Below are 13,788 nucleotides of genomic sequence, written 5' to 3'. Positions count from 1 at the left end.
AATTACTTACCAGCCTTTCCGACCTTGCGGCGGATGTTCTCGCCCGCGTAGCGGATGCCCTTGCCCTTATATGGGTCCGGCTTGCGGAGCTTACGAATGTTGGCCGCAACTTCGCCGACCTGCTGCTTGCTAATGCCAGAAACAGTGAGCTTGTTAGCGCCCTCAACGGTGAACGAGATGCCTTCTGGCGCCTCGACAACGACCGGGTGGGAGTAACCGAGAGCGAACTCAAGGTTTGCGCCCTTGGCCTGAACACGGTAACCGGTACCGTGGATCTCAAGTGCCTTCGAGTAGCCCTCGGTGACACCCTGGATCATGTTGGCGATCAAAGTACGGGTCAAACCGTGCAATGCACGGGAATCGCGCTCATCGTTCGGACGAGAAACAGTAAGGGTGTTCTCCTCCTGAGCAACCGTAATGACGGAAGGAACCGTGTGGCTCAATTCGCCCTTGGATCCCTTGACGTTCACCACGGGGCCGTCGATCTTAACTTCAACGCCGGCGGGAACGGTGATGGGAAGACGTCCAATACGTGACATGGTTTCTTCTCCTTTCCGTTACCAGACGTAGGCGAGGACTTCCCCACCCACGCCCTTCTTTGCAGCCTGGCGGTCCGTCAACAGACCGGAAGACGTGGACAAGATTGCAATTCCAAGGCCACCCAAAACGTGTGGGAGGTTGGTGGACTTTGCGTAAACGCGAAGACCTGGCTTGGAGATGCGGCGAACACCCGCGATGGAGCGCTCACGGTTCGGGCCGAACTTCAGCGAGATGGTCAGCTTCTTGCCAACCTCTGCCTCTTCTTCAGCGAAATCGGCGATGTAACCCTCGTTCTTGAGGATCTCCGCTACGCGCACCTTCAGCTTGGAAGATGGCATCGCCACGGAATCGTGGTGAGCGGAGTTAGCGTTGCGCAGACGCGTCAGCATATCTGCGACAGGATCTGTCATAGTCATGTGGGCTATAGCCCTTCCTCGTCATGGTTTCCGGCGTGCCGGACCTGTGACGTAGTTGGTTTAGTTTTCGTCAGACTTGAAAGGGAAGCCAAGCGCCTTGAGAAGCGCGAAGCCTTCCGCATCGCTCTTGGCGGTGGTCACCAAAGTGATGTCCATACCGCGTGGACGGTCAACCTGATCCTGGTTGATCTCGTGGAACATAACCTGTTCCGTCAAACCAAAGGTGTAGTTGCCGTTACCGTCGAACTGCTTGCCGTTGAGGCCGCGGAAGTCGCGGATACGGGGCAATGCGAGGGTGACCAAGCGATCAACGAATTCCCACATGCGGTCGCCGCGCAGCGTGGTGTGCGCGCCAATTGGCATGCCTTCGCGAAGCTTGAACTGTGCAATGGACTTGCGAGCCTTCGTTACCATCGGCTTCTGGCCGGTGATAGCGGTGAGGTCACGAATTGCACCTTCAATGAGCTTGGAGTCCTTAGCGGCTTCTCCAACACCCATGTTCACGACGACCTTGACAAGGCCTGGAATCTGCATGACGTTTCCGTAGCCGAACTCCTGCTGGAGGGACTCACGGATTTCGCTCTTGTACTTCGCCTTGAGGCGTGGCTCAATCTTAACTGCGGTCTCAGTCATTACAGTGCCTTTCCGGAAGCCTTGGCGAAGCGAACGCGAACGGTCTTCTTGACACCGTTCTTTTCGACTTCTTCCTCGCGGAATCCAACGCGGGTTGGCTTCTTGGTCTCTGGGTCTACGACCATCACGTTAGAAACGTGGACCGGAGCCTCAACAACCGTGATGCCGCCGGTAACTGCGCCGGACTCGTTCTGACCAGCACGAACGTGCTTGGTCACGCGGTTGACGCCTTCAACGAGGACACGCTGGCCTTCAGGAAGGACACGAAGAACCTTGCCAGTCTTACCCTTGTCCTTGCCGCTGATGACCTGGACCAGATCGTCTTTTTTGATCTTTGCACCCATGGTTACAGCACCTCCGGAGCCAAGGAGACAATCTTCATGAACTTCTTATCGCGCAACTCGCGGCCCACTGGGCCAAAGATACGAGTGCCACGAGGTTCGCCGTCATTCTTCAAGATGACTGCTGCGTTCTCATCGAACTTGATGTAGGAACCATCCGCACGGCGGCGTTCCTTCTTGGTACGGACAACAACCGCCTTAACGACGTCGCCCTTCTTAACGTTTCCGCCAGGGATAGCGTCCTTGACGGTGGCGACGATTACGTCACCAATGCCTGCGTAGCGGCGCTTGGAGCCACCGAGCACACGAATAGCCAAGATTTCCTTGGCACCGGTGTTATCGGCAACCTTCAGCCGCGACTCCTGCTGAATCACTTGTGATCTCCTGTCGTCTCACTGGTTCTCAAAATGAGCCTTGTGGAACGGATGATGGACTCATTGGACGCTTCGCTTACCCCTGCCTTTGGAGGGCAACCGGCCACGCCCCACAAGGGCGGACTGGAGGTTACCAAAAAGCAGGGCCGAGGCACTGGGCCCAATGCCGTGTGCGCGCCTGTTGGCACGCGTGTTCCGCGGCGGAAGGTGGATAGTCTTTCGCCCTGGAACGCACAGAACCTCAAGTCTACCCGATTCCTATAGTTTCCGCGAATTCTGTTGTCAAGCCGAACCGCACTGCCGGCAACCAACGCAAGCTGCGTCGTCGTTCTAAAAATCACGCAATCTTAAACGCCGGCAGGCCCGGCAGGATCTCTCCTACCGGGCCTGCCGAGTAAAGAATGCTTACTTAGCCTTCTCGACGATCTCAACGAGACGCCAGCGCTTGTCAGCAGACAGCGGACGGGTCTCGGCGATAACTACCAAGTCGCCAATGCCGGCCTGGTTGTTCTCATCGTGAGCCTTGACCTTCTTGTTGCGGCGGAGAACCTTGCCGTAAAGCGCGTGCTTCTTGCGGTCCTCAACGTCAACGACGATGGTCTTCTGCATCTTGTCAGACACGACGTAACCACGAAGGGTACGGCGCGAATTACGCTCAGCCTGTTCAGCTGCTGCATTTTCGATTTCGCTCATTACTTAGCCTCCTCCGTAGCCTCGTCGGTAGCGGTCTCTTCGGCCTTCTTGGAAGACTTCTTAGCCTTCTTCTCAGCCTTCTCTTCAGCAGCTGGAGCAGCAACCTCGGCGCGAAGGCCGAGCTCACGCTCACGCAACACCGTGTAAATACGGGCGATGTCACGCTTGACTGCCTTGAGACGTCCGCTGGAGTCAAGCTGACCCGTTGCGGACTGGAAGCGAAGGTTGAACAACTCTTCCTTAGCCTTCTTCAACTCGTCTGCAAGACGAGCGTTGTCGAACTGATCCAGCTGCTCTACGGCAAGATCCTTGGTACCAATAGCCATGGATTATTCACCACCCTCACGACGAATGATGCGAGCCTTAAGCGGAAGCTTGTGGATCGCAAGACGGAGTGCTTCACGAGCAACTTCATCACTGACACCGGACAGTTCGAAAAGAACGCGTCCTGGCTTGACGTTAGCAACCCACCACTCCGGGGAACCCTTACCGGAACCCATACGGGTTTCAGCAGGCTTCTTGGTCAATGGGCGGTCTGGATAAATGTTGATCCAGACCTTACCGCCACGCTTGATGTGACGGGTCATGGCGATACGAGCTGCTTCGATCTGGCGGTTCGTAACGTATGCAGGCGTCAAAGCCTGGATACCGTACTCACCGAACGAAACAGTGGTGCCGCCCTTAGCAGCGCCGGAACGACCCGGGTGGTGCTGCTTACGGTGCTTCACACGACGGGGAATAAGCATTTAGGCTTCTCCTCCTTCAGATGCAGCTGGTGCTGCGGTCTCTACTGCTGGTGCCTGAGCCTCAGCGGCAGGTGCAGCATTGCGGTCATTACGACGGCGACGCTCGCCAGAAGCAGGGCGTCCCGGACGGTCGCTACGGCCTCGAGCTGGAGCTGCTGCAGCCTGAGCTGCGAGTTCCTTCGAGGTCAAGTCGCCCTTGTAGACCCAAACCTTCACGCCAATGCGGCCGAAGGTGGTCTTAGCTTCGAACTTGCCGTAGTCGATGTTCGCACGGAGGGTGTGAAGCGGCACGCGGCCTTCACGGTAGAACTCCTTGCGGGACATTTCAGCGCCACCGAGGCGGCCCGAGCACTGCACACGGATGCCCTTGGCACCAGCGCGCATAGCCGACTGCATAGCCTTCTTCATCGCACGGCGGAAAGCCACGCGGGAAGCAAGCTGCTCGGCGATGCCCTGAGCAACAAGCTGAGCTTCGATCTCAGGGTTCTTGACCTCGAGGATGTTCAGCTGAACCTGCTTGCTCGTGAGCTTCTCAAGCTCACCACGGATGCGGTCAGCTTCAGCGCCACGACGGCCGATTACGATGCCTGGACGAGCGGTGTGGATGTCAACACGAACGCGGTCACGCGTACGCTCGATCTCAACCTTGGCGATGCCTGCTCGTTCCATGCCCGTGGTCATGAGTTCGCGGATCTTGATGTCCTCGCGAACATAGTCCTTGTAACGCTGACCTGGCTTGTTACCGTCTGCGTACCAGTGAGCAACGTGATCCGTCGTGATGCCAAGACGGAATCCATTGGGATTAACCTTCTGACCCATTTACTTCTCCCCACCCTTCTCAGGGGTAGCTACGACCACGGTGATGTGGCTGGTGCGCTTGTTGATACGGTAAGCGCGGCCTTGGGCACGCGGCTGGAACCGCTTCATGGTTGGTCCTTCGTCAACGAATGCTTCGGTGACAAAGAGTTCGTCTTCGTTGAAGGCTACGCCGTCGCGGTCTGCGGCGACGCGAGCGTTGGCCACAGCTGAGGCCAACACCTTGTACACAGGCTCCGAAGCGCCCTGCTGGGCAAACTTCAGGATCGCCAATGCCTCATTCGCTTGCTTACCACGAACCAGGTTGACGACGCGCCGGGCCTTCATGGGCGTTACGCGGATGTGGCGCGCAATTGCCTTGGCTTCCATTGCTTTCCTCTTCTTTCAAAAATCGGAAGAAGTGCGAGCATGGCTAAAAATCCTCGTGAGAGGGATTTAGCGACGCTTGCCCTTCTTGTCGTCCTTCACGTGGCTGCGGAAAGTACGCGTAGGAGCGAACTCGCCGAGCTTGTGTCCAACCATGGCTTCGGTAACGAAAACAGGGATGTGCTTGCGTCCGTCGTGTACGGCAATCGTGTGTCCGAGCATGTCGGGGACGATCATCGAACGGCGGGACCAGGTCTTGATGACGTTCTTGGTGCCCTTTTCGTTCTGATCTGCGACCTTTACATAAAGGTGCTGATCGACGAAGGGGCCCTTCTTCAGGCTACGTGGCATGTCTCCAGGCTCCTATCGCTTGTTATTGCCAGTACGACGGCGACGAACAATGAGCTTGTCGCTTTCCTTATTCGGACGACGGGTGCGGCCTTCCGGCTTACCGTTCGGGTTGACCGGGTGACGACCACCGGAGGTCTTACCTTCACCACCACCATGTGGGTGATCGACCGGGTTCATGGCAACACCGCGGACGGTTGGGCGAACGCCCTTCCAGCGCATACGGCCAGCCTTACCCCAGTTGATGTTCGACTGCTCGGCGTTGCCGACCTCGCCGATCGTCGCGCGGCAGCGGACGTCAACGTTGCGGATTTCGCCGGAAGGCAAACGCAACTGAGCGAAGCGGCCTTCACGAGCAACCAACTGAATGGATGCGCCGGCAGAGCGAGCCATCTTCGCGCCGCCACCTGGGCGGAGCTCCACTGCGTGGATAACAGTACCCACTGGGATGTTGCGAAGTGGCAAGTTGTTGCCTGGCTTGATGTCAGCGTTTGGACCGGCCTCAACCTTGTCACCCTGCTGCAGCTTTTCCGGAGCGATGATGTAGCGCTTCGTGCCATCTGCATAGTGAAGGAGAGCGATACGTGCCGTGCGGTTTGGATCGTACTCAATGTGAGCAACGGTTGCTGGCACGCCGTCCTTGTCGTGGCGGCGGAAGTCGATCAGACGGTACTGACGCTTGTGTCCACCACCCTTGTGGCGCGTGGTGATCTTACCGGAGTTGTTACGGCCGCCAGTCTTGTGGAGCGGGCGGAGCAACGACTTTTCCGGAGTCGATCGCGTGATTTCTGCAAAGTCGGCTACCGAGGAGCCACGAAGGCCCGGGGTAGTCGGCTTGAACTTACGGATTCCCATAATTTATTTCCTCGTTAAAGTGGTCTCCGCTTAGGAAAGCGGACCGCCGAAGATGTCGATAGTGCCTTCCTTCAAGGTGACGATCGCGCGCTTCGTCTTGTTGCGCGATCCCCACCCGAGGCGGGTGCGCTTACGCTTCCCGGCACGGTTGATGGTGTTAACGGAATCAACCTTCACGTTGAAGATAGCTTCAATCGCTTGCTTGATTTCCGTCTTGTTCGAGCGTGGGTCAACGATGAAGGTGTAACGACCTTCGTCATTGAGTACGTAGCTCTTCTCGGAAACGACCGGACGAATGATTACGTCGTGCGGTGCCTTGCCAATGAGGTGGCTCACTTGGCGTCCTCCTTGTTGACGAGTGCCTCGAAAGCAGCCTTCGTGAAGACAACATCGTCAGAAACCAAGACATCGTAGGTGTTGAGCTGGTCAACGTAGATGGCGTGGACTTCCTGGAGGTTGCGCACGGACAAAGCCGTCACGTCGTTGTTGCGGTCGATGACAACGAGCAAATTCTTGCGATCAGACAAGCCGCGCAACGTAGCCAAAGCTTCCTTGGTGGATGGCTTGGTGCCAGAAACCAAAGACTCGATTACGTGGATGCGGTTGTTACGAGCGCGATCAGAAAGTGCGCCGCGAAGTGCAGCGGCCTTCATCTTCTTAGGGGTGCGCTGCGAGTAATCGCGAGGCGTTGGACCGTGGACGATGCCACCGCCGGTCATGTGAGGAGCACGGATCGAGCCCTGACGAGCGCGGCCGGTACCCTTCTGCTTGAACGGCTTGCGTCCAGCGCCAGAAACTTCGCCGCGGGACTTTACCTTGTGGGTACCCTGACGAGCTGCTGCGAGCTGTGCAACGACAACCTGGTGCATGAGCGGAACGTTCGCTTGAACGTCGAAGATCTCTGCTGGGAGATCGACATTAAGTGCCTGAGCCATTTACTTATGCTCCCTTCACGGCGCTACGGACGAGAACGACCTGGCCGCGAGCGCCTGGAACAGCGCCCTTGATCAACAGAAGGTTCTTCTCAACGTCAACACCGTGAAGCGTGAGGTTGAGCGTGGTGTGGCGTTCAGCACCCATACGGCCAGCCATGCGAACACCCTTGAAAACGCGGGACGGGGTGGAAGCTCCACCGATCGAACCGGGCTTACGGTGGTTCTTGTGGGCACCGTGGGATGCTCCAACACCGGAGAAGCCGTGGCGCTTCATAACACCTGCGAAGCCCTTACCCTTGGACTTGCCAACAACGTCAACCTTTTGTCCAGCTTCGAAAAGCTCAACGGTGAGTTCCTGGCCAAGTGCGTAGGATTCAGCATCTTCGGTGCGAAGTTCCACAACGTGGCGGCGTGGGGTAACGCCTGCGGCCTCAAAGTGGCCGGCGAGTGGCTTGGTTACCTTGCGCGGATCGATCTGGCCGTAGCCGATCTGGACTGCGGTGTATCCATCGCGGTCTGCGTTACGCAACTGAGTGACGACGTTGGCGTCAGCCTGTACAACCGTGACGGGGATGAGCTTGTTGTTCTCGTCCCACACCTGGGTCATGCCGAGCTTCGTGCCCAACAATCCTTTGACATTACGAACAGTGGTCATAGTTCTCTCAGCACCTCCCTCTAAAGCTTGATTTCGATGTTGACGTCAGCTGGCAAGTCAAGACGCATAAGCGAATCGACGGCCTTTGGCGTCGGGTCAATGATGTCGATCAACCGCTTGTGGGTGCGCATTTCGAAGTGCTCGCGGCTGTCCTTGTACTTGTGCGGCGAACGGATAACGCAATAAACGTTCTTTTCCGTAGGCAGCGGCACTGGGCCAACCACGGTAGCGCCTGCGCGCGTCACCGTCTCAACGATCTTCCGTGCTGAAACGTCAATGACCTCGTGGTCATACGACTTCAGCCGGATGCGGATTTTCTGTCCCGCCATGGCTCTTAGCCTCTTTCTGCAGTAAATAACTGTTTCGGTCAATGTGCCGAACGGGTCCATACGTGTGGACCGGCACGCCTCCAACGGACTGAATCCGGATGAAATCCGGGTTCCTCACCCCGTCGAGGCTCCGACCCCCGAACTCGGGCGTGTCGCGATCTTGACGATACGAAAACACCTAAATTCTTGGGTGGGTTATGTTTGGGCTTCTCTGATTCGGTCGGTCAACGACCCCTACCCCGGGCATTATCCCGAGAGGGACGTTGTCTCAGTCGAGTCTCTCGAAGGCAACTTCGTGAACATTACTGAACAGAAGTGGCGGAAGAGCATGAGAAAGCGCTTGAACAACTTGTCTATTGTGTCAGACAAAGGCACCCTACGGCAAACCGGGCCGCTGCTGGCCCGCTTGGATGCGGTGCGCGGAGGCTCTAGACCCCAAATAGGTTCAGCGCGACGACGACGCCGGCTGCAGCTCCCCCGCTACTTACGATCGATCTCTTCCGAGCGGCGAATCTTCTTGTATCGCTCAATCTCGGGCGAGAAGTTCCGGCGCACCCACAGCGCGCCCAGAACCACGAGGACAATAATGACGAGGGCAATAATCCACTCCATACCCTCATCCTACGCAACGTGAGGTTGCGCACCTAAGTGAGCTGCGTCGTCGTACTTCCGTCCTGTTCATGATCCCCTCCCCCATGCGCGGCCACTTTGCTACAAAATTCCGCGAAATTTCTGTCGCAGAATGACCGCGCATAGCAGGCGGGTTGCAGAGAAATGGCCTCACTTCTCCTGGGGTGGTCTGGATCCGTAGCGAGAGTTGCGGCCCTAAACCAGTACGACGACGCTGCGCCCGGTCAGTTGGTATCTCGCGGTGCACTCAACCCGGCCGGCATATGGTTCTCAAGTGAACGCGCCTGGAGAGTGGGCATACAAAAAGAACTGGGCCCCACCGCCGAAGCAGTGGAGCCCAGTTCCTAGAATTCGTTAGAAACGAACCACTAGATCAACCAAATTACTTGGTGATCTTGGTGACGCGTCCCGAACCAACGGTGCGGCCGCCTTCGCGGATAGCGAAGCCGAGGCCCTCTTCCATAGCGATTGGCTGGATAAGCTCAACCGACATTTCGGTGTTGTCGCCAGGCATAACCATTTCGGTTCCCTCTGGGAGGGTGATAACGCCGGTGACGTCCGTGGTACGGAAGTAGAACTGCGGACGGTAGTTCGAGTAGAACGGGTTGTGACGTCCGCCTTCATCCTTGGAAAGGATGTAGACGTTAGCCTCGAAGTTGGTGTGAGGGGTAATGGAACCCGGCTTCACAACAACCTGTCCACGCTCTACGTCTTCGCGCTTGATACCGCGAAGAAGAAGGCCACAGTTCTCGCCAGCCCAAGCTTCGTCGAGCTGCTTGTGGAACATTTCGATACCGGTAACGGTGGTCTTCTGAACTGGGCGGATGCCAACAATCTCAACTTCAGAGTTGATTGGCAAGGTGCCACGCTCAGCACGGCCCGTAACAACGGTACCGCGGCCGGTGATGGTGAAGACGTCCTCAATAGGCATGAGGAACGGCTTGTCGCGGTCACGCACTGGATCCGGGATGGACTCGTCAACAGCTTCCATCAGGTCTTCAACAGACTTGACCCACTGTGGATCGCCTTCGAGAGCCTTAAGGCCCGAAACGCGGATCACAGGAGCGTTGTCGCCATCGAATTCCTGGGAAGAAAGAAGTTCACGAACTTCCATCTCGACGAGGTCAAGAAGTTCCTCATCCTCAACCATGTCAGCCTTGTTAAGGGCAACAAGAAGGTAAGGAACGCCAACCTGACGAGCAAGAAGAACGTGCTCGCGGGTCTGTGCCATTGGGCCGTCAGTAGCGGCAACCACGAGGATTGCGCCGTCCATCTGAGCAGCACCGGTGATCATGTTCTTGATGTAGTCAGCGTGGCCCGGGGCGTCAACGTGTGCGTAGTGACGCTTCTCGGTCTGGTACTCAACGTGAGAAATGTTGATCGTAATACCGCGCTGGCGCTCTTCCGGAGCCGAGTCGATGGAGCCGAAGTCGCGCTGCTCATTAAGGTCAGGGTACTTGTCTGCAAGCACCTTGGAAATGGCAGCCGTCAACGTGGTCTTTCCATGGTCAACGTGACCGATGGTGCCAATGTTGACGTGTGGCTTGCTGCGCTCGAACTTTGCCTTCGCCACAGGTTCCTCCTAGAACTTTGATTTCAGAAGACTTACATTCGCCGCTGATCGCGGTCGAAACTCGTATAAGTCTACTGTGGTCTTTGCTGGTTGATGAAATTACTGGTCCCCCGGAGCTTGATAGTCAAGCACTGGGAACTCTCCCTAACCGCCAGTCTTACACATCGCACCTACTGATCCACTCAGTTGTGCTCTGCGCTTAAGCTAGACGGCCTGGGCGCATTGGTTGCGGCAACGTTTCCGGCACCGCAACCAATGCACTGTTCCCCCGACTATTCGCCGCGGGACTTCTGGATGATCTCGTCGGCAACAGCCTTCGGGACCTCGGCGTAGCTGCTGAACTCCATGGAGTACACAGCGCGGCCCTGAGTCTTGGAACGCAAGTCACCAATGTATCCGAACATCTCGGACAATGGCACAAACGCCTTGACAACCTTCACGCCTGCAGCGTCTTCCATCGACTGGATGGAACCACGGCGGGAGTTCAAGTCACCAATTACGTCGCCCATGTACTCCTCAGGAGTACGGACTTCGACGTTCATAACCGGCTCAAGAAGAATCGGGTTAGCGCGACGTGCGCCTTCCTTGAAGACCTGCGAACCTGCGAGCTTGAACGCCATTTCAGACGAGTCAACATCGTGGTAAGCGCCGTCGATCAAGGTAGCCTTCACGCCCACCATTGGGTAGCCGGCCAAGATGCCGAACTGCATGGCGTCCTGGATACCAGCGTCCACAGATGGGATGTATTCGCGAGGAATACGTCCACCGGTCACACCATTGACGAACTCGTAGAACGTTCCGTCTGCGGTGTCCAAAGGCTCGAAAGTAACCTGAACCTTTGCGAACTGGCCGGATCCACCCGTTTGCTTCTTGTGGGTGTAGTCGACCTTCTCGACCTTCTTCTTGATGGTCTCGCGGTAAGCAACCTGTGGCTTACCAACGTTAGCTTCCACCTTGAATTCGCGACGCATACGGTCAACGAGGATGTCGAGGTGGAGCTCGCCCATGCCGCCGATTTCCGTCTGGCCAGTTTCTTCGTTGAGGGAAACCGTAAAGGTTGGGTCCTCAGCGGAGAGCTTCTGGATAGCGGTGGACAGCTTTTCCTGGTCACCCTTGGTCTTAGGCTCGATGGCCACGAAGATCACTGGTTCAGGGAAGGACATGGATTCAAGAACGATCGGAGCGTCAACTGCGCACAAGGTGTCACCGGTGGTGGTGTCCTTGAGGCCAATGACAGCGTAGATGTGACCTGCGGTCACTTCGTCCACTGGCATTTCCTTGTTGGCGTGCATCTGGAAGAGCTTTCCGATGCGCTCCTTCTTGCCCTTGGTCGAGTTCAGAACCTGCATACCGCCGGTTGCCTTACCCGAGTAAACGCGCACGAAGGTGAGCTGACCGAAGAATGGGTGAGCTGCAATCTTGAACGCAAGTGCGGAGAATGGCTCATCAGCGGAAGGCTCGCGAGTAGCTTCTGCTTCTTCGTCGTTCGGCAAGTGACCGATCATAGCTGGCACGTCGAGTGGCGAAGGAAGGAAGTCAATCACAGCGTCGAGCATTGGCTGCACGCCGCGGTTCTTGAAGGCAGAACCACAGAACACTGGGTAAGCCTCAGAGTTGATGACCATCTTGCGGATGCCGGCCTTGATCTCATCGATCGTCAGCTCTTCACCCTCAAGGAACTTCTCCATGAGCTCATCGGTGGATTCCGAAACCTGCTCAACGAGCTTGGCACGGTATTCCTCAGCGCGCTCCTGAAGATCCGCCGGGATCTCCTGGATTTCGTAGTTGGCGCCCATGGTTACGTCACCCTTGGCGTCGCCTGGCCATACGAAAGCCTTCATGGTCAAGAGGTCAACAACGCCAACGAAGTCGTTCTCTGCACCAATTGGAAGCTGCATAACCAACGGGGTAGCGCCAAGGCGCTTGATGATGGTGTCAACGGTGAAGTAGAAGTCCGCACCGAGCTTGTCCATCTTGTTCACGAAGCAAATACGTGGAACGTTGTACTTGTCAGCCTGACGCCACACGGTCTCAGACTGTGGCTCCACGCCTTCCTTGCCGTCGAAGACTGCAACGGCGCCGTCGAGCACGCGAAGTGAGCGCTCAACTTCCACCGTGAAGTCAACGTGGCCCGGGGTGTCGATGATGTTGATCTGGTTCTGGTTCCAGAAGCAGGTAACGGCAGCCGAGGTAATGGTGATACCGCGTTCCTTTTCCTGCTCCATCCAGTCGGTCGTCGAGGCGCCGTCGTGGGTCTCGCCGAGCTTGTGGTTTACACCCGTGTAGAACAGGATGCGCTCGGTGGTAGTGGTCTTGCCAGCATCGATGTGGGCCATGATGCCGATGTTACGAACCTTTTTGAGGTCAGTGAGCACGTCCTGTGCCACGGTGTCTCCCTTGATAGGTGTGATGGCTGTCGTTGCAGTCGATAAAACTTTATCGCTCCTGCAACGACAACCGATCCGTTATTACCAGCGGTAGTGTGCGAAGGCCTTGTTGGACTCAGCCATCTTGTGCGTATCTTCGCGGCGCTTCACAGCGGCACCGAGACCGTTGGAGGCATCCAGGATTTCGTTCTGGAGGCGCTCGATCATCGTCTTCTCGCGGCGAGCCTTGGAGTATCCAACGAGCCAGCGGAGGGCGAGAGCAGTTGCACGGCCTGGCTTAACGTCGACCGGAACCTGGTAAGTTGCGCCACCAACGCGGCGGGAGCGAACCTCGAGGGCTGGACGGATGTTGTCCATAGCCTTCTTGAGGGTTGCTACTGGATCCTGGCCGGTCTTAGCCTGTGCACCTTCGAGGGCACCGTAAACGATGCGCTCTGCGGTGGACTTCTTACCGTCCAAGAGAACCTTGTTGATGAGCTGCGTAACGAGAGCGGATCCGTATACCGGATCGTTCACGATGGGGCGCTTAGGCGCTGGACCCTTACGTGGCATTACTTCTTCTCCTTCTTAGCGCCGTAGCGGGAGCGAGCCTGCTGGCGGTTCTTAACGCCCTGGGTGTCAAGTGCGCCGCGAACGATCTTGTAGCGAACGCCAGGAAGGTCCTTCACACGGCCGCCGCGAACGAGCACAATGGAGTGCTCCTGCAAGTTGTGTCCAACGCCCGGGATGTAAGCGGTTACTTCGATGCCGCCGGCGAGGCGCACACGTGCAACCTTACGGAGAGCAGAGTTTGGCTTCTTTGGGGTCGTGGTGTACACACGGGTGCATACGCCACGACGCATCGGGTTGCCCTTCAGGGCTGGAGCCTTGGTCTTATTGACCTTCGGCGAGCGGCCCTTACGGACCAGCTGCTGAATAGTAGGCACTGTTGTGTCCTCCAGTTGATATTAATTCCATGCAAGTTGTCCGCCTGAGCGCGGTTGCGAACTCGCATTTGATGGTCGTTTCCAGCACGATCTGCGGAAAGACCGTAGGCGTGCAAAAATGTGGCATTCGTTGCGCAACCTACCCGCAACCCGGACCGTGTCCCTTTGCCACATAAAAACAATTGGATCTAGCCTAGCACGCCATGGGCCTCTCCTCCGAATTGG

At 56.9% G+C, this 13,788-nt stretch carries 21 protein-coding genes; all 21 read right to left on the bottom strand.

Going from position 1 to position 13,788, the window contains the following annotated elements; translation table 11 throughout:
• Nucleotides 1-2 precede the first annotated feature (2 nt).
• Nucleotides 3-539: a 50S ribosomal protein L6 gene (gene rplF / locus HD598_RS11080; RefSeq protein ID WP_071894976.1), complete on the bottom strand. Its 537-nt coding sequence runs from the start codon at nt 537-539 to the stop codon at nt 3-5.
• An 18-nt stretch (nt 540-557) separates the two neighbouring features.
• A complete protein-coding gene (gene rpsH / locus HD598_RS11075; protein WP_071894975.1) occupies nt 558-956 on the bottom strand; it encodes a 30S ribosomal protein S8 in 399 nt (132 codons plus the stop codon).
• A gap of 60 nt (nt 957-1,016) precedes the next feature.
• Entirely contained in the window at nt 1,017-1,589 is a 573-nt protein-coding gene (gene rplE, locus HD598_RS11070; protein ID WP_071894974.1) for a 50S ribosomal protein L5, read from the bottom strand.
• Nucleotides 1,589-1,933 carry a 50S ribosomal protein L24 gene (rplX, locus tag HD598_RS11065; protein ID WP_071894973.1) on the bottom strand — a complete coding sequence of 115 codons (345 nt, stop codon included), beginning with the start codon at nt 1,931-1,933 and terminating at the stop codon, nt 1,589-1,591. The genes rplE and rplX overlap by 1 nt, the downstream gene beginning before the upstream one ends.
• Before the next feature lie 2 nt (nt 1,934-1,935).
• Nucleotides 1,936-2,304: a 50S ribosomal protein L14 gene (gene rplN, locus HD598_RS11060; RefSeq protein WP_071894972.1), complete on the bottom strand. Its 369-nt coding sequence runs from the start codon at nt 2,302-2,304 to the stop codon at nt 1,936-1,938.
• Nucleotides 2,305-2,709: 405 nt separating this feature from the next.
• The gene (gene rpsQ, locus HD598_RS11055; RefSeq protein WP_071894971.1) at nt 2,710-2,997 is read right to left on the bottom strand and encodes a 30S ribosomal protein S17; all 288 of its coding nucleotides are present in this window, start codon (nt 2,995-2,997) and stop codon (nt 2,710-2,712) included.
• On the bottom strand, nt 2,997-3,323 hold the full coding sequence (gene rpmC, locus HD598_RS11050) for a 50S ribosomal protein L29 (protein ID WP_071894970.1): 327 nt from the start codon (nt 3,321-3,323) through the stop codon (nt 2,997-2,999). Before rpmC ends, rpsQ begins: the two co-directional genes overlap by 1 nt.
• Before the next feature lie 3 nt (nt 3,324-3,326).
• Nucleotides 3,327-3,743: a 50S ribosomal protein L16 gene (gene rplP, locus HD598_RS11045; RefSeq protein WP_071894969.1), complete on the bottom strand. Its 417-nt coding sequence runs from the start codon at nt 3,741-3,743 to the stop codon at nt 3,327-3,329.
• The gene (gene rpsC / locus HD598_RS11040; protein ID WP_183665897.1) at nt 3,744-4,562 is read right to left on the bottom strand and encodes a 30S ribosomal protein S3; all 819 of its coding nucleotides are present in this window, start codon (nt 4,560-4,562) and stop codon (nt 3,744-3,746) included. It abuts the gene before it with no gap.
• Nucleotides 4,563-4,928, bottom strand: coding sequence for a 50S ribosomal protein L22 (gene rplV / locus HD598_RS11035; RefSeq protein WP_071894967.1), 366 nt, complete (start codon nt 4,926-4,928; stop codon nt 4,563-4,565).
• Nucleotides 4,929-4,994: 66 nt separating this feature from the next.
• Entirely contained in the window at nt 4,995-5,276 is a 282-nt protein-coding gene (rpsS, locus tag HD598_RS11030; RefSeq protein WP_071894966.1) for a 30S ribosomal protein S19, read from the bottom strand.
• A 12-nt stretch (nt 5,277-5,288) separates the two neighbouring features.
• Nucleotides 5,289-6,128: a 50S ribosomal protein L2 gene (gene rplB, locus HD598_RS11025; RefSeq protein ID WP_071894965.1), complete on the bottom strand. Its 840-nt coding sequence runs from the start codon at nt 6,126-6,128 to the stop codon at nt 5,289-5,291.
• 30 nt (nt 6,129-6,158) lie between these two features.
• On the bottom strand, nt 6,159-6,464 hold the full coding sequence (rplW, locus tag HD598_RS11020; protein ID WP_183665895.1) for a 50S ribosomal protein L23: 306 nt from the start codon (nt 6,462-6,464) through the stop codon (nt 6,159-6,161).
• Complete coding sequence (gene rplD, locus HD598_RS11015) at nt 6,461-7,063, bottom strand: 50S ribosomal protein L4 (protein WP_071894963.1); 603 nt, start codon at nt 7,061-7,063, stop codon at nt 6,461-6,463. The genes rplW and rplD overlap by 4 nt, the downstream gene beginning before the upstream one ends.
• Nucleotides 7,064-7,067: 4 nt before the next feature.
• The gene (gene rplC / locus HD598_RS11010; RefSeq protein ID WP_071894962.1) at nt 7,068-7,718 is read right to left on the bottom strand and encodes a 50S ribosomal protein L3; all 651 of its coding nucleotides are present in this window, start codon (nt 7,716-7,718) and stop codon (nt 7,068-7,070) included.
• Between the two features lie 20 nt (nt 7,719-7,738).
• Nucleotides 7,739-8,047: a 30S ribosomal protein S10 gene (gene rpsJ / locus HD598_RS11005; protein ID WP_003803825.1), complete on the bottom strand. Its 309-nt coding sequence runs from the start codon at nt 8,045-8,047 to the stop codon at nt 7,739-7,741.
• A 480-nt stretch (nt 8,048-8,527) separates the two neighbouring features.
• Nucleotides 8,528-8,659, bottom strand: coding sequence for a hypothetical protein (locus HD598_RS13610; RefSeq protein ID WP_260170549.1), 132 nt, complete (start codon nt 8,657-8,659; stop codon nt 8,528-8,530).
• A 400-nt stretch (nt 8,660-9,059) separates the two neighbouring features.
• On the bottom strand, nt 9,060-10,250 hold the full coding sequence (gene tuf / locus HD598_RS11000) for an elongation factor Tu (protein ID WP_071894961.1): 1,191 nt from the start codon (nt 10,248-10,250) through the stop codon (nt 9,060-9,062).
• Nucleotides 10,251-10,522: 272 nt separating this feature from the next.
• Nucleotides 10,523-12,637 (bottom strand): elongation factor G, encoded by a 2,115-nt coding sequence (fusA, locus tag HD598_RS10995; RefSeq protein WP_071894960.1) that lies wholly within the window; start codon nt 12,635-12,637, stop codon nt 10,523-10,525.
• Between the two features lie 81 nt (nt 12,638-12,718).
• A complete protein-coding gene (rpsG, locus tag HD598_RS10990) occupies nt 12,719-13,189 on the bottom strand; it encodes a 30S ribosomal protein S7 (protein WP_071894959.1) in 471 nt (156 codons plus the stop codon).
• A complete protein-coding gene (gene rpsL, locus HD598_RS10985; protein ID WP_071894958.1) occupies nt 13,189-13,563 on the bottom strand; it encodes a 30S ribosomal protein S12 in 375 nt (124 codons plus the stop codon). The genes rpsG and rpsL overlap by 1 nt, the downstream gene beginning before the upstream one ends.
• Nucleotides 13,564-13,788: the final 225 nt, after the last annotated feature.

It is taken from the genome of Neomicrococcus aestuarii (assembly GCF_014201135.1).
In the GTDB taxonomy this organism is placed as follows: Bacteria; Actinomycetota; Actinomycetes; order Actinomycetales; family Micrococcaceae; genus Neomicrococcus; species Neomicrococcus aestuarii.
The sequence above is the reverse complement of the archived record's forward strand: the minus strand, read 5'-3'. Positions and strand labels throughout refer to the sequence as shown.